Genomic DNA, 21,988 nt, shown 5'->3' with positions numbered 1-21,988 from the left:
TTGATATTGAAAACAGTTATTAGTTCCTTGATTTGTAAAAAGCAGCTATTCTTTCGATTGTTTCGTCAATAGGAGTAAACTCGAAATCAGTCGCTTGTATAACTTTTGAATTAGAGTAATTAGTTTTCGATGTAAGAGACTCAACTTTTGCCGTACTTAGTTTGCGTTTAAACCCTAATAAGTTTAAGATTTTTAATAAATACGAAATTGTAATTAATAGAGGTTTGTTTAAAAGAAATTTCGGTTTCTTTTTACCTATGGAAGTAGCTATTTTATCTAGTACAGATTTAAAACTTCGATTTTCTGCAACCAGAATAAATCGCTCGTTTTTCAAAGAGCTTCCTACTAATGTTTCCATCAATTTAGTCACGTCTCTTACATCTATAAACCCACTTGAACCCTTTGTATAATAATTATTTCCAGAAGCTGTTTTACTGAAAAATTGGCCAGAACCGTTTTCCCAATTTCCCTCACCCAGAATGATACCTGGATTTACAATTATGACTTCGAGATTTTCTTGGGTAGCTCTCCAGGCTTCCATTTCTGCGCCAAATTTTGTGATCGCATAGTTGGTATTTAGGCCGTCAAGATTAAAAAAATCTTCTTCGTTGACCTCTTTTTCACCTATAGGATCACCTAAAGCCGCAATGCTACTTACATGACATAATTTTTTAACACCACTAGAGAGCGCCACATTAACAACGTTTTCTGTACCACGCATATTAATGTTTTTAATTTCTTCAAAACTGTGGTCGCCTACTGCAGCCGCACAGTGATAAACGATACGTACATTTTGCATTGCTTTTTCGAGACTGGGAATTTCAAGAATATCGGCTTGAATCCATTGAAAACTATCGACTAGAGTGCTGGCTCCTTTTTTATAGGATTCAAAGATCTCGCGTGTTTTATCTAGAGAATTAATATCACGGTAAGTTGCTGTGATGTTTTTTCCGCTTTCGCGAAAGCGGTATAACAAATGTCCACCTACTAATCCTGTTGCACCTGTGATTAAAATCATGCAGTAAAAGTAAACAATACCAGCCTTAAAAAATGTTTAAAAACAGCCAAACGCATATATTTGCAGCGCTTAAAACAACTCTTATGGCTTACAACTTTGTAAAGGAATTAGAATGGCGAGGTATGATACATGATATCATGCCCGATACGGAAGAAATGTTACAAAATGAACTTGTTTCTGGCTATATAGGTTTTGATCCTACTGCAGACTCGCTTCATATAGGTAGCATGGTGCAAATTATTTTGTTGATGCATTTACAACGTGCAGGTCATAGACCTATTGCTCTTGTAGGTGGCGCAACTGGTATGATAGGAGACCCAAGTGGTAAAAGTGCTGAGCGTAATTTACTGACTCAAGACATTCTAGATAAAAATATTGCTGGAGTTAAAAGTGTGATCTCTAGATTCATTGATTTTGAAGGTGGTGATGAGGCGACTCGTGCAAAACTGGTGAATAATTATGACTGGATGAAGGATTTCAGTTTGATAGATTTTGCAAGAGATATAGGTAAGCACATCACGGTTAATTACATGATGGCAAAAGAATCTGTTAAGAAGCGTGTTTCTGGAGAAGGTGACGGAATGAGCTTTACAGAGTTTACTTATCAGTTATTTCAAGGTTATGACTATTTACATCTTTATGAAAATGAAGGTTGTAAATTACAAATAGGTGGATCTGACCAGTGGGGAAACATTACTACAGGTACAGAATTGATACGTCGTAAAGCAAGAGGTAAAGCCTATGCTATCACCACTCCATTAGTAACCAAGGCTGATGGAACAAAATTTGGTAAGACAGAAGGCGGAAACATCTGGCTGGATGCAGATAAAACCAGTGTTTATAAATTTTATCAATTCTGGATCACCGCTACAGATGATGATGCCATGAACTGGATCAAGATTTTTACTTTCTTGGATCAAGAAACTTGTAACTCTTTAATTGAAGAACATCAAAAAGACCCAGGATACCGTGTGTTACAAAAGCGCCTTGCAGAAGAGGTAACGACTATGGTTCACGGCAAGGAAGCATTTGAAACGGCTGTAGAAGCTTCAAAAATTTTGTTTTCTAAAAAAGTGACACCTGAACAATGGGGGAAAATGGATCAAGCGACATTGCTTGAAATCTTTGAAGGAGTACCGCAGGTAGAAATTGAACGAAGTGCAATTTCTAATGGAGTTGAGGTGGTTGAATTTATGAATGAAACTACCGGCTTTTTATCATCAAATGGTGAAGTGCGTAGAGCATTAAAAGAAAATAGCTTGAGCATCAATAAAAATAAAATCGATGATTCCAAAGTAGTATCTGAGGAAGATGTTATTGCTGGAAATATGATTTTATTGCAACGAGGGAAAAAGAATTACTTTTTGGTAATCTTAAAATAGTAAATTTAATACTGATCAAATAGGAAGACAATTTGGAAACAAGTTGTCTTTTTCTATATAAAAAGTTTTTGCTAGAAACTATTGATCAACAGCCATTAAATTACAACCACGTATATCAGAATGATCAAACCTACCTAGAACTTGAAAACTACCATCTTGAAAAGATTTACCCAAATCTTGTGTAGCAATAAAAGAACAAGAATTATAGTTGGCTAGATCAATAATATTCAGTCCGCCAGTTTTGCCGTATCCTATCTTTGCTAATGGGTCATTTGTGTCACGAGTAAATACTTTCATCCATGGTGGTGTGGTAAAGTTAATACCATCGCTAGCATAAGCTTGTGAAAGCAACTCCGTCATACCGTATTCACTTTGAATACTGGCTTTAGGAAAAGCTTTTCTCAAAATTTGATGTAACTCTGGTTTAACGATCTCTTTGCGCATTCCTTTCATGCCGCCAGTTTCTATGATAATAGTGTTTTCAAGAGGCATTGCATGGTTTTCAGCGAGCTGTAATAGGGCAAAGGTTACTCCTATAAGAATTACTTTTTGTTGTGTTTTTTGAAGATTTTCAAGAACTTGAGAAAGTTCTTTTAAGTTATTGAGGTAAAAGCCGCTTTCTGGCCTTTTAGAGTGATTTATCCAGCGTTGAGCCATATAAACTAGAGATGAACCAGTGCGGTCTAAATAGTGCGGTAATAAGGCTAGAATAACGTAATCCTCGATGTTGCCATACGTCTGTTCAAAGCTATGGTCTAAACTTAAATCGTAGACTTTTAAATCTGTTACATGATGTTTTGAAACGGTGCTTCCTGTTGTCCCGCTGCTTGTAAATGTTATTTCAGTTGCCCTATTATTACTTATAATAGGGTGAGATTTAAAAAACTGAATGGGTAAAAAGGGTATTTCCTCTATTGTTTTTGCTTCGGTTCTATTAATTAAGCGGCAATACTGGCTATATACCTTATTCTCTTGTAATTGATAACGGTATATTTCTAAAGCCGTTTTTTCAAACGCTTGTTTAGAATCAATAGTAAAAACTGGGAATCTCAAATGAAATATTTAAAACAAAAGTAAATAAAAAGCGCCGCAATATAATTGCGACGCCTTGTATTATAAAATGAAATTATCGATTATTTGATAACTAACTTACGAGTTTGTGCTGCGCTTCCTTGAGTGATTCTAACGATGTAAATACCAGAATCAAGATTGCTGATGTTTAATTCATTTGTTACAGAAGTGGCAGATAAAACCTTTTGACCTAAAGTAGAATAGATTACTACGTTTACAGCTTCTCCATTTGAAGAAGTGATGTTTACTGTATTACCAGTCGCTGGATTAGGATAGATTTTGAACGTATTTGTTTCAAAAGATTCGTTTGAAAGTGTTGATACATCACTACGATCTCTAGCTTGTACTGAATAACCATTTATTCTTTCAGTAATGAATCCTACGATATCAGAAGGTGCAGTAGGTAAAGGAAGTCCTATGTAATCTACATTAAATAATGATCTATGTGTAAAAACGTCAGTACCTAAAGAAATAGGCTCCTCAGATCCATTTGAAAATGCAACTGTACCATCAGCGTTATCAAAGGTTACTCCATTTATTTGAACTAATTCAGATTCATAATCCTCTGCATTTGTATTTAACATAGCTAGAGTCACAACCTGAGGCGCAGGCATGTTATTAGTAGAAGTAGGAGCTCCAGTATCAGCAGTTGGAGTGAATTGAAGTAATCCGTTAAATTCACTTATTGTACCAGTAATACCAGTAAGTCCATCACCTCTTACGATTGTAGCAGTAATGATTCCAGCATTATCATCTATAAGTACTCCACCTGTTGCATCTTGAACCCACTTTTGATTTCTAAAGCTTTCTGTATGCGTTACAAAAACCTCACCTGCAACGGTAACAACATCTGTAGATGGAAGAGTAATTGCTCTCAAACCAGCTAGATCTTGTACTTGTAATGCACCAGCAACTTCAAAGTTTACTGTTTGTACCACCGCCGGAGTCAGTGAAATTCCTGAGTTATCAACTAATTCTAGAGTAATCGAGTGTTGACCTGAAGCAATTCCTGTGAAAGAAATATCAGTCGTGTCAAATTTATCAGTAACTGGAGCGCTATCTAGAGAATATTGTACATAACCATCACCACCAGTTTGTGCAACCATGAAGTTATTTACTAAGAACGACACAGCAAAATCACCTGAAGCTAGCACTTCATTATCTGCTGGACTTGTAATAGATAAAGAAGGAGCTGGTGCACCTTCAAAAACATTGATGTTGTCAAAGAATAATTGTTCTCCACCGGCATTTACATTACCTATAACTCTTATTTGTAATGTACTCGTACCATTAAGACCGCTTACTGTTACTACTTCTGGAACGCTTCCGTCCCAATCCATACCATTTTTTTCACCCAAAAATGTGTGAGTTGTATCACCTAGACCATTCCAGTCTTGAACTAAAACAAACGCACCGCCATCAATAGAATATAAAACATCTAAATAATCAGTAGGTTCAAATCCTCCATTGTTGTTAGACGCATCAACAGAGAAATTAAAAGCTCCAGTTGCCATGGAAATATCGATCAATTCTGAATCCCAAATAATGTCACCATCAGTATCTCTAAAAGCAAACTGACCACCATCTGTTTTTGCCCAGTCAGAGCTTGCAGATAATGTTGCAGCGCTTGCGTCGATAGTCCAATCTACTGATGCAGGATAATCTCCTATATTAACTAGTACACCACCTGTTGATCCTTCTACACCACTTCCATCTGCTACACTCGTAGCGTCAAAATCTTCTGAATACATTACTTGTGCATTCATACTGATTGCAGCAGTAAATAAAATTAAAATTGATAAGTAAATTTGTTTCATTGTGTTTGATTTTTTGCAAATATAAGGGATTAATAAGTCTTGAATGAATGGATTCTTTTATTTAATACTAAGATAACATACCTGATAACAGCTCTGATTTAAAGTAATTTACATATCTCGTTCCTGGTTGTTGTTATTCCGCTTTCGCGAAAGCGAGAGCAACACAAATTATTTGCTTAACTTAGATTTTTTAAAACATTGAGTTAACCTAAAGCTAACATGGAATTAAAATCCTTGTACCACCATCTTACTAACTTAGCACTTTAAGTATATGCAAGAAGAAATGAAAGACGCCAAAGCTAAAATCCTACTCGTCGATGATGAGCCGGATATCCTAGAAATTGTTAGTTATAATTTGAAAAACGAAGGTTATCAAGTATATACTGCCGAAAACGGAGAAGAAGCTATTAAAAAAGCTAAAAAAAAGAAGCCAGATCTTATCATTCTCGATGTCATGATGCCTGTTATGGATGGCATAGAAGCTTGTGAAAAAATCAGGAAAATAAGCGATCTAGAACACACTGTGATTACTTTTTTAACGGCTCGTGGTGAAGATTATTCCATGATTGCTGGTTTTGATGCTGGAGCCGACGATTATATTACAAAACCAGTAAAGCCTAGGGTTTTAGTTTCTAAGGTTAAAGCGCTTTTAAGACGTAAGGACAATACAGCGCCAGCAACTAGTAATATCACTAAATTAGGAGATCTTGTCATAGACAGAGATCAATATAAAATTATCTACAAAAAAGAAGAGATGATTTTACCTCGTAAGGAATTTGAGCTACTTTCTTTACTTACCACTAAGCCAGGAAAGGTTTTTAAGAGAGAAGAGATTCTGGATGTTGTGTGGGGTAATGAAGTGATCGTAGGTGGACGTACCATAGATGTTCACATAAGAAAGTTGCGTGAGAAGTTGGGAGATGACAGCTTTAAGACTGTCAAAGGTGTAGGTTATAAGTATGTCAAATAGTAAAGCACCACAGAAAAATAGTTATCGTTTTGCTTTTAGATCTTCGATCTATATTACTATCGTACTGATTTCTATTCTATTTCTTTTAGATTATTTTGACTTTGTTACTATCGCTTATCCAGTACTCGCAGTACTTTTTGCAATAAGTTTTATAGTTTGTTTTTCGATTATACAGTACCGAGTTAAAAGGTTTATATACCGACGTATTGCTCGTATTTATGAAGATGTTTCTCTTATTGAATCCTCTAGCTTTGAAGATCAAGAAATCGCAACGGATATGCGTACTCTTAAAGAGCAAGTAGAGCGATTTGCGCAAAACAAAAGGACAGAAATCGAGACTTTAAAAGTTAGAGAAAACTATCGTAAAGAGTTTTTAGGAAATATATCACACGAGCTTAAAACACCTTTATTTACAGTACAAGGATATATTGATACCTTAATTGACGGTGCACATAAAGATAAAGCTATTCGTAAGAAATACTTATTAAGAGCACAAAAAGGCGTGGATCGCTTGACTTATATTGTGAAAGATATGGATATGATAACCAGACTAGAAGCTGGTGACATGAGTCTAGATAAGGAAGATTTTGATATTGTGGAGCTCGTTGAACAGGTCTTTGATCAGTTTGAGATGAAGGCTGCAAAAAACAATATATCTCTTGTCTTTGACATGAAATATGATAATAAGATCATGGTTCATGCAGATAAGGAGAGAATCCTACAAGTAGTAGCCAATTTAGTAGTAAATTCCATCAAGTACGGTAAAGAAAATGGTACAACTGAAGTTGCCATTGAAGATCTGATCAATAATAAGGTCATCGTACGAGTTACAGATAACGGAGAAGGAATTAAAAAAGACTTTATTCCTAGATTATTTGAGCGATTCTTCAGAGTAGATAGGACAGGTTCTCGTAAGGAAGGTGGCTCTGGTTTAGGTCTCTCTATTGTAAAACACATCATTGAAGCGCACAAAGAGCGAGTCTATGTAGATAGTGAGTTAGGAATAGGATCTGAATTTTCATTTACTCTAGAGAAGGTAGCTTTTAAAGTGGAAGATATTGAAGTGGTCGAAGGTTGAATGGAAGAAAGACCTTGATAATTCTCTACACGATCTAACATCTCTATCTTAAAATCGGCTTGCGATGCTTGTGGTACAATATTTTTTTGTTCAAGAAGCTGTGCTAGGTACTCTTGTTCAAATTGTCCTGATGTAGGAATAAAGAATGCTTTTTTGCCTAGTTTTTGTAAGTCCATTATGGTAGTGTAACCACTCCTACTTAGAACGACCTCACTGCGATCAAATGCTTTTTGTAGACCACTAGTAGATAAATAATTATAAAATGTTATGGAGCCTTTTTTTAGGACCTTCTGTTCAGCTTCTACCTTACCAGATATAAATAAAACACGCCCAGAAAATCGATTGAGCTCTTCGATCAGCTTTTTTTCAAGGATACTACGTTGCGGTTCAGGTCCAGAAAGCAATACCATCAAGTCATATTTTTTCTGGTAGTTTTCTGTTTTTTCAAATCTCGATAACGGCCCTAAATATACTTTCTCTAGGTCATAGTCATCATTATAAGATAATTTTCCAGTTAGGTTATCAGTGTCATTTACATCTGGAATCCAGCAATAATCATACTTTTTAATATAATGCAAGTGCAATTGCGTACTTAACCACGTGGTACTGCCTGATAAAACTTGTAATTGATGTGTAATAATAACAGACGGAACTAGATTGCTATAGAGACCTAATCGATTGTCAGATATGATGCCTTCTATTTTATACTCATGTATAATTTCATGGAGTACTTTATGTTCACTGCGTATGGCCATCCAGATTTTAGGAGAGTCTTTGAGCATTTTGAGCTTTAGATTTTCCCCTTCTTTAGCATATTCAATATCGTATGAGGGAAGTTCTATAAAGGTTTCTGCAGGGTATTCTTTTTTTAATAATTCAAGTGCTTGACCATCGCTCGCGATAATAGGATGATCACCATTATCAAGTACCGCATTAATGATAGGAATACATCTAGTGGCATGTCCGAGACCCCAATTTAAGGGAGCTATTAAAATGTTTTTTGAATTTTGCACAAGGTAAATATACAATGACTTTGTAATCAGGTATATTTGTACCCATTAAGTAATCTTTAAATAATTGTATTGGGAAGTAAAAATAAACTCAAACGATTTCACGAAAACGAAACTTTTAAAAACGTTATTCAGCCTACTAGAGAAGAGGTGCTATCTGATTTTAAATACCAAGGTAATTGGGACTCGTTTTTTGGCAACGATAAGCCTATCACGCTAGAGCTAGGCTGTGGGAAAGGTGAGTATACTGTTGCATTAGCACGTAAATATCCAGATCGTAATTTTATAGGTATAGATATAAAAGGAGCACGTTTTTGGCGTGGAGCTAAGACAGCTCTAGAAGAAGGTCTAGATAACGTGGCTTTTATGAGAACTCAAATTGAGTTAGTGGATTCCGCTTTCGCGAAAGCGGAAATACAAGAAATATGGATCACTTTTCCAGATCCTCAAATAAAGTACAAGCGTACGAAGCATAGGATGACAAATCCAGATTTTCTAGCAAAATACAAGCATATCTTGCAGCCTAATGGAGTTGTAAACTTGAAGACTGATTCTGAGTTTATGCATGGTTACACACTAGGATTGCTACAGGCTAGAGGAGAAGAGATATTATATTCACATCATGATATATATTCTAATACAGAGTCCCCAGAAGAAGTCACAGGAACGCAAACTTTCTATGAAAAACAATATCTTGAAACCGGTAAGGCTATTACTTATATAAAGTTTAGATTAAAGTAATGAGTATTGTATTGCATTTATTATTTGGCTTGATTATAGGTTTTGTGGGTGTTATTCCTCCAGGACTATTGAACCTAACGGCTGCAAAGATAAGTGTGAAACAAACTAGAAAGGCGGCAGTTATGTTTGCCTTAGGAGCTTCTGTTGTGGTGATAGCGCAGGTTTATGTAGGAGTGTTTTTCTCTAAATTATTAAATGATAATCCAGAAACGCTGTTGTTGTTAGAACAATTTGCAGCTATTGCGTTTATAGGTTTGTCCATCTTCTTTTTTATAAGAGCAATGCTGGACACAGGTAGCCCAGAGGTTAAAAAGATTGATAAATCGCCTATTAAACTATTTGGTCAAGGCATTATTTTATCAGTTTTAAATATTTTTCCGATTCCTTTTTATATAGGATTTAGCTCTTTTCTAGCTAGTCGTGGATTATTTAAGTTTAGTTATCCCATGGCGCATTTATTCATTTTAGGAGCAGCTTTGGGTACTTTCTTAATGTTATTAGCATATATTAAATATGTAAAGAAATTTGCTTTTGACAGTAATACATTTGCGCGTAAAATAAATTATGTTTTGGGAGGACTTACGCTATTTATTGCGGTATTTACCATTTATAGAATCTACGGATGAGCAGTAACGACTTTTTCGTGAGAGTTTATGAAGTTGTGAAACAAATACCTCATGGTAGAGTAACTAGTTATGGGTCGATTGCAAAGGTGTTAGGAACTCCTAAAAGTAGTAGAACCGTAGGATACGCGATGAATGCATCACATAGCGATATAGATGTACCTGCTCATAGAGTGGTTAATCGTAACGGCGTGCTAACAGGTAAACATCATTTTCCTGGTACTCATTTGATGCAACAGTTGCTTGAAAGTGAAGGATTGATCATTGTAGACGACCAAATAAAAAACTTTAAAGAACGGTTTTGGGATCCTATGGAAGAAATAGGATTGCAGGAATAAAAAAAATCCGATTTAGTACAAGACTAAATCGGATTTATATATTTAATAAGAATTCAATTAAGCTATAGAAACTCTTTTGAATCCTACTACATCAGCTCCTTTAGATTCCACGTACTGAGCAACAGTTTTCTTGTCGTCCATGATGTAATCTTGGTCTAATAAGGCTTGTTCTTTATCAAGAGAAGTATTATCAGCAATAAATCTTTCGATTTTACCAGGAATAATTCTATCCCATATTGCTTCTGGTTTTCCTTCTTCTTTCAATTCAGCTTCGTAATTTGCTTTTGCGGTTGCAAGAGCTTCATCAGTCAATTGAGATCTAGAGATAAATTGAGGAATGTTTAAAAGGTTTTTACCTAAACGTCCACGCTCGATATTATCTTTTTCAATTGCAGCAATACGAGACTCTGTCTCAGATTGCACAAATGCAGGATCAAAATCTTTATAAGATAAAGTAGTCGCTCCCATAGAAGCTACTTGCATAGATACTGATTTTGCAACTTCTTCAGCGTGATCACTAGCTGTAGAAAGTCCAGTTAAAGCACCGATTTTGTTACCGTGCACATAACCACCTACAAAAGGAGCTTCAAAAGCTTCAAAGCCACCTATTTCTAGTTTCTCTCCTATAACACCAGTTTGCTCAATTAGTTTTTCTTCAACAGTCATTCCGTCAAGGTCAGCAGCAAGTACTTCTTCTTTAGAATTACAGTTAAAAGCAACTTCAGCAATTTTATTTGCAAGCTCTACATAAGAATCATTCTTTGCAACAAAGTCTGTCTCACAGTTAAGTGATAAAAGAATTCCTCTAGTATTAGAGTCATTTATATTTGCAACAACAACACCTTCAGAAGAATCACGATCAGCACGCTTTGCAGCTACTTTTTGACCTTTTTTTCTAAGAATTTCAATTGCTTTATCAAAATCACCTTCAGCTTCTACAAGGGCCTTTTTACAGTCCATCATCCCAGCTCCGGTTGTCTTTCTTAATTTTCCTACTTCGGCAGCAGATATTTTAGCCATTTTAATACGGTTTTTACTAGTTACCTAGTGTTGTTAATTTATTCTTCTTCGTCTTTTACAGTTGCTTTAGCTTTTTTAGCTTCTTCTTTCTGAGCTTTAGCTTCAGCTTTTGCAGCTTCTTTTTCTTCTTTCTCTTTTGCTTTTAATTGATCTTCAGCATTCTTTTCAGATTTGCGATCTTCAGTACCAGCAATTATAGAGTCAGTAGCAGCTTTTACGATAATTTCAATAGATTTTGAAGCATCATCATTAGAAGGGATTACAAAATCTATAACACGAGGATTAGAATTTGTATCAGCCATTGCAAAAATAGGGATTCCTAATTTTAAAGCTTCTTTTACAGCAATGTGCTCACGTACTGTATCTACAATAAAAAGAGCTGCTGGCATACGTGTCATATCAGTAATAGAACCTAAGTTCTTTTCTAATTTTGCACGCATACGGTCTACTTGAAGACGTTCTTTCTTAGAAAGAGTTTCATAACGACCATCTTTTTTCATACGGTCTACAGTAGCCATTTTCTTTACCGCTTTACGTATAGTTACAAAGTTAGTAAGCATTCCACCAGGCCATCTTTCTGTGATGTAAGGCATGTTTGCTTCACTAGCATACTGAGCAACGATATCTTTTGCTTGCTTTTTTGTAGCAACAAAAAGAACCTTACGACCAGATGCAGCGATCTTGCGTAATGCTTGAGTAGCCTCATCCAGCTTTGCAGCTGTTTTATAAAGATTGATAATATGGATCCCGTTACGTTCCATATAAATGTAAGGAGCCATGTTAGGATCCCATTTACGAGTTAAGTGACCGAAGTGGACACCTGCGTCAAGTAGTGACTTGACATCTGAAGTATTTGCCATAATTGTTAGTTTACGTTCTGTCGATAGCAATAATGAAGTGGTCATAAGTAATCCTACTTAATCGCCTCCACTATTTAGATGCTAAACTGAGCTCTGGCGGCAACCAGGCGTGACAGCAAATTAATATAAATAAAAAAAGAACAAATCCCGTCTTGAAATGCATCGAGACGGGAATGATAATAATGTGATATTAACGCTTTGAGAATTGGAATTTCTTTCTCGCTTTCTTTTGACCAAATTTCTTACGCTCAACCATTCTTGGGTCACGAGTCATAAGTCCTTCTGGCTTCAATGCAAGACGATTTTCTTCATCTATAGCAACTAGAGCTCTAGAAATAGCTAGACGTATCGCCTCAGCCTGTCCAGTAATTCCACCACCATTTACACTTGCTCTTACATCGTAAGTATCAGTAGTGTTTGTTAAAGCAAATGGTTGCTTTACTTTATACTGTAATGTTCCAGTTGTGAAATAGTCAGTAAGCTCTTTCTTGTTAATTGTTACTTCACCTTTACCTTCTGAAAGGTAAACACGGGCAACGGCAGTTTTTCTTCTACCTATTTTGTGTAATGTTTCCATATTACTTTACCTCGTTAAGATTAATGGTTTTAGGTTGTTGTGCTTCATGACCATGTTCTGAACCTGAATACACTTTTAGGTTGCGATAAATAGCGCTTCCTAATTTATTCTTAGGCAACATTCCTTTTACAGCACGCTCAACTACACGAGTTGGGTCTTTTGCAAAAAGCTCGTTTGCAGTAAGACTACGCTGTCCACCTGGATAGCCAGTGTGTCTTATATATGTTTTCTCACTCCACTTATTACCGCTTAACGTTACTTTGTCAGCATTTATGATAATTACATTATCACCACAATCTACGTGTGGAGTAAAATTAGTCTTGTATTTACCTCTCAAAAACTTTGCAGCTATTGAAGACATACGACCTAGTGGCTGTTCAGCAGCGTCTATCAGTACCCATTCTTTGTTTACTGTTGCGCTATTTGCTGAAACTGTTTTGTAACTTAAAGTATTCACCTTGAAATAGTTTTAATTCTTTGTCTGATTTTACTAACTAAAATCGGGCTGCAAATGTAATCTTTTAATTTAGAATGACAAGCGGCTTTTTTATTTTTATATAAATTTTGTTTCCATCTCTCTCTTAATATTTTAACGGGCACAAATAATCTATATTTTAATTGTAAAAATAAGGATTGTTTTAAGTCCGCTTTCGCGAAAGCGAGATCACAATAATTTCCATTAACAGAGTGGAAACTTGTTTGAAATCAGGCAATAATATATTTTATTTATCTTTATGCCAAAATTAAAATGATGAAAAAATATATTGGTTTACTAGCTTTACTCTTTATAGTGGCTAGTTGTGAAAAAGATGCTTCAAATACGAACACCACGATGTCTACAATTACAGGTAATTATGTGCTCACATCTCTAGTTGCTGATACTGCCGTAGATTTTGATCAAGATGGTGTAAGTCAGACGCAGTTACTTAATGAAGCGACTTGTTTCTCAAATATGGATATTAGTTTTATGGCCAATGGTGATTTTACTGCAACAGTTGCAGAGCCAGAATTTGATGCTATGAACGTTTTATCTTGCCCGACAAGCGTGCAAACAGGAACTTACACGATAGACGCTTCAAATTTATTAATGGTAACGGCAAATGTTAATGGTGGTACCGTAACAGAAAATATTCAATTAACGGTAACTCCTACTACTATAGAATTTACAGTAAGTGATGCAGATTTGAATCGCTATATAAATGGTAGAGCAGGAACGCCAGCTGGAAATATTACTTCCTTAGTAGCTGTTTATACTAGAATTTAGGAACGTTGCACTTATAATAATTTGTGGATTCATTACATATAATAAATCCAACATTACTATAAAGTTGATTACAATAGTGTTGGATTTTTTAGTTTCTAATATTTAAGATGTCGTTCCAATTTTGGTATATGTTTTACTCCTAAGCTGTACGCCAAAAGTGAATTTTACGTGAAGGTTTTTAAAATTAATAGATCGTTATTCAGTTACTTCCACACCTTTCCAAAATGCAACATGTCCCTCTATTTCTTTTGCTGCATGTTTTGTGTCAGGATAGTACCACGCAGCGTCTTTGTTTTGAGAACCGTTTACTTCAATAGAATAATAACTTGCTATTCCTTTCCAAGGGCAATTAGATTTTGTCTCACTATTTGTGAAAAATTCTTTTTTAATACTATCAGCAGGAAAATAGTGGTTGTTTTCTACAACTTTGGTATCATTACTTTCTGCGATTACTTGATTATTCCAGATTGCTTTCATAGTCTTATATTTTTTTAAATAAATAGTTTTTGAATAACTTTTCTTGATCTTCAAAAATTTGACCTATCTCAAGTCCAGATTCTTTTGCAAGCCATTCTACTATTAAGTCGTCATATTTCTGAGAGATTTCAGTATGTATCGTTTCCCATTTATTGAAATGTACTTTAAGGTTTAATTTCTCAATAAACACATCGCACTCTTCGGTTGCAAACAAATAACTTTTTGCTGTCCCAGATTCTGGATCGTATGCTTCCCAATGTTCAAAAAGGTTCACATTAAAATTAGCATTCATTTCTTTATTTAAGCGATGCAAAAGGTTGCGATTAAATTCTTGAGTTACTCCTGTTTTATCAGCATAAGCATTTTGAATCGTAAGCGGATCTTTCTTTTGATCAAAGCCCATAAACAAAAAGTCTGTTGAGGACATGCTTTGTTGGATTTGATTTAGAAAATTGATAGCATTTTCATGCTGCAAGTTGCCTATGTTTGACCCTAAGACTATAATCGCTTTAGGTCTTTGATTATAGGTTGCAATTTTCTCTAGTACTTTAAAATAAGTTCCTTGCTCGCCTTGAACATTTAAGTTGGGTAAGAATGTAGTTAAAGAATCAGTAAGTTGATCGATCGCATTCTGGCTGATGTCTATAGGGATATAGGTAAAGTCCACATTGCTATTAACTAATTCCTCAAGAAGTATTTTAGTCTTTTTACCGTCACCAGCGCCTAATTCTATAAGATCAAAACCCTTGTCATTTTCAAAAAGCTCTTTGAGTTGGGACTTGTAGGTTTTGATGATGTTATATTCGGCATTTGTGAGGTAATATTCTGGTAATGCCATAATATCTTGGAACAATTTGTCCCCACGATCATCGTATATATATTTAGAACTTAAAAATTTAGGAAATGCGGTAAGACCTTCTGTTACGTGATTTTCAAATTCCTTTCGGAAGGTTTCTGTTTTAGTCATAATGATTTGGCAAGACGCAAGCTTGTAAATTGCCACCTTAATGGCGCGTGAAAAAAGTTTCTATATGTAGGTCGCGCATGATTTGCTGCTGTAGCGATAGAGCTACCACGCAGTACTTTTTGATTGACCATAAATTTACCATTGTACTCACCTAGTGCGCCGTCTGGTTTTTTATAATTAGGATAAGGTAAATAGGCGCTTTCAGTCCATTCCCATCTACTCCCGTGATTGATTTTTGATTGTGCAGCTTCCCATTCAAACTCAGTAGGCAAGCGCAGCTCTTTCCACTGTGCAAATGCAAATGCTTCGTAATAAGAAATATGCGTTACAGCTGCTTTTGTATTTATTTTTTTGGCACCGCTTAATAAGTAATGCGACCACTCTTCATTTTGATTTTTAAACCAATACATAGGTGAGTTGATACCATTCTTTTTTACCCAATCCCATCCTTCGGTATGCCACAATAAGCTATTTGAATAGCCTCCATCGTTGATGAATTCTATCCATTCACCGTTTGTAACAAGCCTATTTGCAATAGCATACGGTTCTAAGAAAACACGATGTTTAGGTTGCTCATTATCATAACAAAATTCTTCTAATTCATGGCCTATATGATAAATACCTTCTTTTATCTCTATGAATTCTTTTTGAGTATTTTCTATGAGAACTTCATCGGTAATTTCTCCATAAATAGGCTGCAAAGGATTATTTCCCAGAATGAATTTTATGTCTGTTAAAAGTAATTCTTGATGCTGTTTTTCATGATGAATTCCTATTTCTAGGACTGGATTCCATTCTGTGTTCCAATGGTTTGAAATCAGCTCTTCCATGTGTTGAGTTACGTACTTCCTGTATTCATAAATTTCTTGAACACTAGGTCTTGAAAGATTTCCTCGATCTGTGCGCACTACTCTTTTACCTACACTTTCATAATAGCTATTAAATACATAAGCATATTGTTTATGAAATCTTTTATAATCAGGAAAATATGGGTCTAATAAAAATTCTTCGAAAAACCAGGTAGTGTGACCTAAATGCCATTTAGGTGGCGAGACATCTACTATAGGTTGTACTACATAATCTTCTGTTTGTAAAGGCTGGCAGATTTTTTCTGAATCTGCGCGTGTTTGAGAAAAGAGGTCGAGAAGATTTTTTATGGTCATCATTTTCTCAAAGTTATGATCTTTTTATCTATTTCGCTTTCGCGAAAGCGTTAATCTCATATTAAAAAGAATCCTTGTGTTTAAAATAGGCTACTGTAAGCATATGAAATATATAGTGGTATTAAGACTTGATTGTAACAGGTAAGCCTAGGAATTAATCTACTTTAAGTATACTATGAATAGGAATGGTAACTCCTTTTTTGAGAATAATAGCTTGTTGTGTAAGTCCCCAAATGGTGGTGTTTATCACAAGCAAATTATCTAAGGAGTCTTTAAAAGTAATCATTACTTTGCTTTTATAAAGATTCCCTAATTGCATGCCTCTGAATAATTGAAGCCGACGCATTTTGCGATCTGTTTTGTCCTTTATTACCTCTATTTCATCAAATTTCACTAGATAAAGAAGTTCTTTTTCTGTTTTATAAGTGTTAGATTTTGTGCTCATAATTTAGGGATTTATGAAGAGATATTTAAGCTTATTAGACAATTAAGTTTACTGTGCTAGTTTATATAACATGACTATAACCTTATCTATTAAACATATAAACCGGTGTAATATTGTTCCATTAGTCTAGAAAACAAGTGATTACTTACTCTTTCTTTTTTCTATGAAGTGATAAATGCCCATACCTAAGGTCAAAAAAAGTGATATTGAGGCAAGAAAATTCCAAAAGCCCTCGTAAGCATCTTTTTTCAAAGCGATGGTTTCATTCTTAGCAGGTGCAAGTTTACCTAGTTTATTTTTGTAAAAAGGATAAATTGTATACAGCTGGCCGCGTGGCACTAGGATTGAAGACTTGTGATAGATTTTGCGATGAAATAGTTGTTTATTCAAATCATATCTCATCTCTACAAGGAAAGAGTCTATAGTTTTATGATGATCCCAGCTCAATACAGCGGTGTTTTGATCCTTAATTTCTAGCTCTATGTTTTCTACTTTGGTAAGGTATCTAGAAGGATAGTCTATCGTGTCAATGAATTTCCACGGTAGGTAATAAGCATTTCTTATAGAGTCTATTTTTTTGAGTCCAAACAAGGGTTTGGTTTTCAACAATGTACTGTCAACTACGTTATTCTGAGCAAGGATAGTTGCGGTACAGTGTATAAATAAGAAGCTCAAAACAGCTCTTTTTAATCCCATCGTTTCCTACGGTCTCTGTTCAAGTAGTGCTCTGATTCTTTAGGCTTTGTTAAATAACGAACTAACCAAATAGTAAAAACAATGACAAAGGCAAAGAAGAATAGTGCGCCTATAAGAATTACCACCTTAGGAGTGATGCGGTTTGCTCTCGCATTTTCATATTCTTTCTGCGCAGCCTCTTGTTTTTTTCTAGCAGCAGCGGCATTTGCCTTTCGTTCATTTAGTTCTGACTGTTTTTCCAGAAATGTGAAGTAACTATCTGAAGAAATCGGTTCAAAATTGCGCTTTGCAGCATCTTCATAATTAATCGATACAGGTTCTCCTTTTTGCTTTTTAAAAAGCGGATAGATGGTGAAATCACCTTCTTTAGGAAACTCAGCAATGTTAGTATAATGCTTTTGTCTATAAATAAGTTCGCCAGTAGTAGGGTCACGCATTTCTATTAGATGGAAGGTGATATTACGCTGGTTTTTCCATTCTAAAATAACCTTACCTTCATTGTGCGACTCTTTTAGCGTTAAGTCGTGCAAGAACAAAGCTCTTGTAGTTTTATATTGAGTGGTATCTACAAGGCGATAGTTATTAAAAATATTTTCCTGTGAGAAGACAGAACTTACACTCAATAAAAAAATGATGATTGTTATTCTCATAGAATATTTTAAACAGCTACAATACCTTTAATCGCAGGATGCGGATTGTAATTTTCTAAAGTAAAGTCTTCGTACTTAAAGGCAAAAATATCCTTGATCTCAGGATTAATTTTCATGGTAGGTAAATCTCGAGGCGCTCTTGTAAGTTGCAATTCCACTTGTTCTCTTAAATTGTTATAGATGTGAACATCTCCAAAGCTGTGAATAAAATCTCCATATTCTAGATTGCAAACCTGAGCGACCATCATCGTGAGTAACGCATAGCTTGCTATATTAAATGGTACTCCTAGAAAAACATCGGCACTGCGTTGATAAAGCTGACAGCTTAGTTTGTTGTTTGCAACGTAAAACTGAAAGAACGCGTGACATGGAGGTAATGCGGCTTTGCCATTGGCAACATTTTCCGAAAAGCTCTTGCTGGTATCTGGCATTACACTAGGATTCCATGCGGTCACCATCATGCGACGACTGTTGGGATTAGTTTTAAGAGTATCGATCACATTTTTTATTTGATCTATCCCTTGGCTATCCCAGTTGCGCCATTGATGTCCATATACAGGACCTAAATCACCGTTCTCATCTGCCCATTCATTCCATATACGCACATTATTATCTTTAAGATACTTAATGTTAGTGTCGCCAGATAATAACCACAGCAGCTCATGAATAATGGATTTGAGGTGCACTTTTTTAGTAGTGACAAGCGGGAAACCTTTTTGAAGATCAAACCGCATTTGATGACCAAAGAGACTGCGTGTTCCAGTTCCAGTACGATCGCCTTTATCTACGCCATTATCTAAAATATCTTGAAGTAAATCTTGGTACTGTTTCATGTCTTTAAAGCTGTTGATGCGATCTCGCTTTCGCGAAAGCGGAATTACAAATGGATTTTGAAAACTTATAATTTATGAGATTACAAGCATAGCAAAATACTTAAAAACTTATTGTAAAGAGGAAAGAAATCAGATGAAAAAACTAACTTTTATTAACTAGTTCTTAAAATTGGAAACATCTTTAGCAAAAGACTCTGCCCAAGCAATAGCACTTTCTAAATTGTTGAAATAACTAAAAGAACCACTGTATATAGACTGCTCAGATGCTGCTTGCACCTTTTGCTCATTCGTAGTCCCAACTACTGCAATTCCTACCATAGTCTTTGCGTCTATCAATTTATAAACCGATAGATCAATCTTGTTTTCAAATTCTCGATTAGAAACAAAAACAAACTTTTGTTTTCCGTAATGTTTGTTAATATCAGTGAGAATACGCTTTGCTATTTCATTGTTTACAAAGACACCAGAACTTATTTTCCCTATGACATAGTGATCATAGCAATAAATGTCACCGAAAGGATAACGGTAATGTGTATTGTAGTTGGCAGTTTTCAAAAGGTAAATTCTAATATTTTATCAAAATCTGATTAAAAGTAGCTTATTTTTTCAAGAATAAATTAGAAAAAATCTTTTTTTAGCCGAAAAGCATACCAGCAATGGTTGCAGTAAGTAAAGCAGCGCAAGTTCCTCCTATAAGCGCTTTAATCCCAAAAGCGGCTAGAGTTTTACGTTGGCCTGGTGCTAATACTCCTATTCCACCTATTTGAATTCCTATAGATGCAAAATTTGCAAAACCACATAATGCGTAGGTGGCAATAATAATGGATTTAGGATGTGCTATTTTTCCAGCTTCTTTTAAGTCTTTTAAGGAGCCGTAGGCAATAAACTCATTAAGGATAGTTTTTTCCCCTAGTAGTTGCCCGACCAGAACAATGTCATCTGCATGCACGCCTATGATCCACGCGATAGGAGCAAAAAGATTTCCTAAAATGTATTGCATAGAAAAACCATCGTACCTACCGTTACTAGAAGACTCTATAATCGCGTTAAGTCCAGTGTATTCTCCTATCAAATCCTTAAGTCCAAAATTTACAACAGCAATAAGTGCTGTAAATACTAAAAGCATAGCTCCTACATTAACGGCAAGTTTCAATCCGTCTGTCGTACCACGTGAAATGGCGTCCAGAATGTTGGATCCTATTTTATCCTTGGATACTTTTAAAGAACGGTCAATTTTAGTTTTATCTTCTTCAGGAAAAAGCATTTTGGCAATAACAATTGCTGCTGGAGCACTCATAATAGAAGCGGTAAGTAAATGCTTGGTAAAAAGTATTTGCTGTGCTTCACTTTCTCCTCCTAAGAAACCTATAAATGCAGCAAGAACTCCACCAGCAATTGTGGCCATTCCACCTACCATAAGGCATAGAATCTCTGATTTGGTCATTTTTTCGAGATAAGGTTTGACCACAAGAGGAGCTTCAGTCTGACCGATAAAGATGTTTGCTGCCGCAGCTAAAGATTCTGCACCACTTAACCTCATGGTTTTACTCATGATCCATGCAAGTACATAAACTACTTTTTGAAGAATCCCTAAATAATATAATAACGACGTAAATGCTGAAAAGAAGATGATCGTAGGAAGTACTTTAAATGCAAATACATAACCCCAACTACCTTTTACGTCAATTAAATTACCAAAAACAAATTCTGCTCCAGCTTCACTTACTGCTAGAAATCTTACGACACCTGTAGAAATGGAATCAAAAACATAAGCGACACTTTCAAATTTGAGCACTGAAATCGCAAAAACAATTTGTAATGTGATCCCAACTATTACAAGTCTCCAGTCTATTTTCTTTCTGTTTTTACTTAATACATAGCACAATCCAAGAATAAAGACCATTCCTATAAGCCCACGGTAAAAACTCTCAAAGCTGAATCCTAAATCGTTCTTTATTTCTACATTTTTTTCAATAACCACTTCTTTTCTCAAAAGTAAATTATAGGTGGACTCATTAACTTTTAAACTTAGGCTATCTCCAGCCACTTTTTTAAGGTCAAACTTTTTGAAACCTTGAGTTTCTTGATCTGGATATAAAGCGATAAAATCTCCTTGAAGAATAAACCTTCCTTGAGAGTTTAAACTATCTATCCCAGTGTAATATCGGTAATCTTGATTTTTAAAAGAAATACTATCCAGCTTCTGTGAAGCAGTCGATATAGTATTATCATTTTTGATAGAGTCTATAATCCACGTACCTTCTATAGCGGTACTTTCTTGGGAGAATGTTGTTATAGATATAAATAGAAATACAACAAGCGTGAAAAATCTAGCGATATTGAAATTCATAATTCTGTTAAGGGTTATCGTTTAGATATTTCGTCTCTTATTTGAGCGGCAAGTTCGTAATTTTCATTGGCAACTGCTTCACCGAGCATTTTGTTAAGGTCAGACAATGAAAATTCACTGTAGTCATTAGAATCTTGAGAAGCAGAGCTAATTAAATCTTCAATCATATCCTCCTTTTCAAACTCTTCCATTTGGAGCTCTTTGTCTGGTTTAATATGCTGTTGTATTCCCGCTTCTTCTAGTATGTTTTCGTATGTAAAAACAGGTGCTTTGAAACGTACGGCAAGAGCAATGGCATCACTAGTACGTGCGTCGATAATTTCTTCTATTTTGTCTCTTTCACAAATTAAACTGCTGTAAAAAACACCATCAACTAATTTATGAATAATGACTTGCTTGACTACGATAGAAAATCGTTGTGCAAAGCTTTTAAATAAGTCATGAGTAAGCGGTCTAGGTGGACTCAATTCTTTTTCTAGAGCGATGGCAATACTTTGCGCCTCAAATGCTCCTATTACTATAGGAAGCTGTCTAGGTCCATCTACCTCCTTTAAAACAAGTGCATAAGCACCATTTTGAGTTTGGCTATAAGAAATTCCGCGTATGTTAAGTCGTTTTAGACTCATGAGTTTTAATCT

The 21,988-nt window shown here is 35.3% G+C and carries 25 protein-coding genes; 7 read left to right on the top strand and 18 right to left on the bottom strand.

Annotated features, from left to right (window positions below; genetic code table 11):
- Positions 1-19: 19 nt before the first annotated feature.
- A complete protein-coding gene (locus DDD_RS05000) occupies positions 20-1,018 on the bottom strand; it encodes an NAD-dependent epimerase/dehydratase family protein (RefSeq protein ID WP_015361682.1) in 999 nt (332 codons plus the stop codon).
- Between the two features lie 83 nt (positions 1,019-1,101).
- On the opposite strand from DDD_RS05000, the gene tyrS reads away from it, so the two are divergent.
- A complete protein-coding gene (gene tyrS / locus DDD_RS04995; RefSeq protein WP_015361681.1) occupies positions 1,102-2,400 on the top strand; it encodes a tyrosine--tRNA ligase in 1,299 nt (432 codons plus the stop codon).
- Between the two features lie 78 nt (positions 2,401-2,478).
- Here the strand turns inward: tyrS and DDD_RS04990 are convergent, their stop codons facing one another.
- Positions 2,479-3,453, bottom strand: a complete 975-nt coding sequence (locus tag DDD_RS04990; RefSeq protein ID WP_015361680.1) for a LuxE/PaaK family acyltransferase — start codon at positions 3,451-3,453, stop codon at positions 2,479-2,481.
- Positions 3,454-3,533: 80 nt separating this feature from the next.
- Positions 3,534-5,288 carry a T9SS type A sorting domain-containing protein gene (locus DDD_RS17220; protein ID WP_015361679.1) on the bottom strand — a complete coding sequence of 585 codons (1,755 nt, stop codon included), beginning with the start codon at positions 5,286-5,288 and terminating at the stop codon, positions 3,534-3,536.
- Between the two features lie 283 nt (positions 5,289-5,571).
- Here DDD_RS17220 and DDD_RS04980 point away from each other — a divergent pair, with 283 nt between their 5' ends.
- Positions 5,572-6,258: a response regulator transcription factor gene (locus DDD_RS04980; protein ID WP_041567333.1), complete on the top strand. Its 687-nt coding sequence runs from the start codon at positions 5,572-5,574 to the stop codon at positions 6,256-6,258.
- The gene (locus DDD_RS04975) at positions 6,248-7,336 is read left to right on the top strand and encodes a sensor histidine kinase (protein WP_015361677.1); all 1,089 of its coding nucleotides are present in this window, start codon (positions 6,248-6,250) and stop codon (positions 7,334-7,336) included. The genes DDD_RS04980 and DDD_RS04975 overlap by 11 nt, the downstream gene beginning before the upstream one ends.
- Here DDD_RS04975 and DDD_RS04970 read toward each other — a convergent pair.
- Positions 7,240-8,349, bottom strand: coding sequence for a glycosyltransferase (locus DDD_RS04970; RefSeq protein ID WP_041567332.1), 1,110 nt, complete (start codon positions 8,347-8,349; stop codon positions 7,240-7,242). The genes DDD_RS04975 and DDD_RS04970 overlap by 97 nt on opposite strands.
- A 69-nt stretch (positions 8,350-8,418) precedes the next feature.
- On the opposite strand from DDD_RS04970, the gene trmB reads away from it, so the two are divergent.
- The 3 genes from trmB to DDD_RS04955 are packed head-to-tail and all read left to right on the top strand — an operon-like array spanning position 8,419 to position 10,048.
- The gene (gene trmB / locus DDD_RS04965; RefSeq protein ID WP_015361676.1) at positions 8,419-9,087 is read left to right on the top strand and encodes a tRNA (guanosine(46)-N7)-methyltransferase TrmB; all 669 of its coding nucleotides are present in this window, start codon (positions 8,419-8,421) and stop codon (positions 9,085-9,087) included.
- Positions 9,087-9,713, top strand: a complete 627-nt coding sequence (locus tag DDD_RS04960; protein ID WP_015361675.1) for a LysE family translocator — start codon at positions 9,087-9,089, stop codon at positions 9,711-9,713. The genes trmB and DDD_RS04960 overlap by 1 nt, the downstream gene beginning before the upstream one ends.
- Positions 9,710-10,048, top strand: coding sequence for an MGMT family protein (locus DDD_RS04955; protein ID WP_041566942.1), 339 nt, complete (start codon positions 9,710-9,712; stop codon positions 10,046-10,048). Before DDD_RS04960 ends, DDD_RS04955 begins: the two co-directional genes overlap by 4 nt.
- Before the next feature lie 57 nt (positions 10,049-10,105).
- On the opposite strand, the gene tsf is transcribed toward DDD_RS04955, so the two are convergent.
- From tsf to rplM, 4 genes are all read right to left on the bottom strand, one after another.
- A complete protein-coding gene (tsf, locus tag DDD_RS04950; protein WP_015361673.1) occupies positions 10,106-11,068 on the bottom strand; it encodes a translation elongation factor Ts in 963 nt (320 codons plus the stop codon).
- Between the two features lie 38 nt (positions 11,069-11,106).
- The gene (gene rpsB, locus DDD_RS04945) at positions 11,107-11,928 is read right to left on the bottom strand and encodes a 30S ribosomal protein S2 (RefSeq protein WP_041566941.1); all 822 of its coding nucleotides are present in this window, start codon (positions 11,926-11,928) and stop codon (positions 11,107-11,109) included.
- 190 nt (positions 11,929-12,118) lie between these two features.
- On the bottom strand, positions 12,119-12,505 hold the full coding sequence (gene rpsI / locus DDD_RS04940; RefSeq protein WP_015361671.1) for a 30S ribosomal protein S9: 387 nt from the start codon (positions 12,503-12,505) through the stop codon (positions 12,119-12,121).
- Between the two features lies 1 nt (position 12,506).
- Positions 12,507-12,962, bottom strand: coding sequence for a 50S ribosomal protein L13 (gene rplM / locus DDD_RS04935; RefSeq protein WP_015361670.1), 456 nt, complete (start codon positions 12,960-12,962; stop codon positions 12,507-12,509).
- Positions 12,963-13,256: 294 nt separating this feature from the next.
- Here rplM and DDD_RS04930 point away from each other — a divergent pair, with 294 nt between their 5' ends.
- Positions 13,257-13,769 (top strand): DUF5004 domain-containing protein, encoded by a 513-nt coding sequence (locus DDD_RS04930; RefSeq protein ID WP_041566940.1) that lies wholly within the window; start codon positions 13,257-13,259, stop codon positions 13,767-13,769.
- 195 nt (positions 13,770-13,964) lie between these two features.
- On the opposite strand, the gene DDD_RS04925 is transcribed toward DDD_RS04930, so the two are convergent.
- The 10 genes from DDD_RS04925 to DDD_RS04880 form a co-directional block, all read right to left on the bottom strand.
- On the bottom strand, positions 13,965-14,246 hold the full coding sequence (locus tag DDD_RS04925) for a DUF427 domain-containing protein (protein WP_015361668.1): 282 nt from the start codon (positions 14,244-14,246) through the stop codon (positions 13,965-13,967).
- 4 nt (positions 14,247-14,250) lie between these two features.
- On the bottom strand, positions 14,251-15,213 hold the full coding sequence (locus tag DDD_RS04920; protein WP_015361667.1) for an L-histidine N(alpha)-methyltransferase: 963 nt from the start codon (positions 15,211-15,213) through the stop codon (positions 14,251-14,253).
- Entirely contained in the window at positions 15,210-16,379 is a 1,170-nt protein-coding gene (gene egtB / locus DDD_RS04915; protein ID WP_015361666.1) for an ergothioneine biosynthesis protein EgtB, read from the bottom strand. Before egtB ends, DDD_RS04920 begins: the two co-directional genes overlap by 4 nt.
- Before the next feature lie 151 nt (positions 16,380-16,530).
- Positions 16,531-16,821 carry a hypothetical protein gene (locus tag DDD_RS04910; RefSeq protein ID WP_015361665.1) on the bottom strand — a complete coding sequence of 97 codons (291 nt, stop codon included), beginning with the start codon at positions 16,819-16,821 and terminating at the stop codon, positions 16,531-16,533.
- A 141-nt stretch (positions 16,822-16,962) separates the two neighbouring features.
- Positions 16,963-17,517 carry a hypothetical protein gene (locus tag DDD_RS04905; RefSeq protein ID WP_041566939.1) on the bottom strand — a complete coding sequence of 185 codons (555 nt, stop codon included), beginning with the start codon at positions 17,515-17,517 and terminating at the stop codon, positions 16,963-16,965.
- The gene (locus tag DDD_RS04900) at positions 17,508-18,167 is read right to left on the bottom strand and encodes a hypothetical protein (protein ID WP_015361663.1); all 660 of its coding nucleotides are present in this window, start codon (positions 18,165-18,167) and stop codon (positions 17,508-17,510) included. The genes DDD_RS04905 and DDD_RS04900 overlap by 10 nt, the downstream gene beginning before the upstream one ends.
- An 8-nt stretch (positions 18,168-18,175) precedes the next feature.
- Positions 18,176-19,000 (bottom strand): thymidylate synthase, encoded by an 825-nt coding sequence (locus DDD_RS04895; protein ID WP_015361662.1) that lies wholly within the window; start codon positions 18,998-19,000, stop codon positions 18,176-18,178.
- Between the two features lie 156 nt (positions 19,001-19,156).
- Entirely contained in the window at positions 19,157-19,555 is a 399-nt protein-coding gene (locus tag DDD_RS04890; protein WP_015361661.1) for a hypothetical protein, read from the bottom strand.
- Positions 19,556-19,634: 79 nt separating this feature from the next.
- Positions 19,635-21,350 (bottom strand): NupC/NupG family nucleoside CNT transporter, encoded by a 1,716-nt coding sequence (locus DDD_RS04885; RefSeq protein WP_015361660.1) that lies wholly within the window; start codon positions 21,348-21,350, stop codon positions 19,635-19,637.
- Positions 21,351-21,364: 14 nt separating this feature from the next.
- Positions 21,365-21,976 carry a bifunctional nuclease family protein gene (locus DDD_RS04880; protein WP_015361659.1) on the bottom strand — a complete coding sequence of 204 codons (612 nt, stop codon included), beginning with the start codon at positions 21,974-21,976 and terminating at the stop codon, positions 21,365-21,367.
- Between the last annotated feature and the right edge of the window lie 12 nt (positions 21,977-21,988).

Source organism: Nonlabens dokdonensis DSW-6, from assembly GCF_000332115.1.
In the GTDB taxonomy this organism is placed as follows: domain Bacteria; phylum Bacteroidota; class Bacteroidia; order Flavobacteriales; family Flavobacteriaceae; genus Nonlabens; species Nonlabens dokdonensis.
The sequence above is the reverse complement of the archived record's forward strand: the minus strand, read 5'-3'. Positions and strand labels throughout refer to the sequence as shown.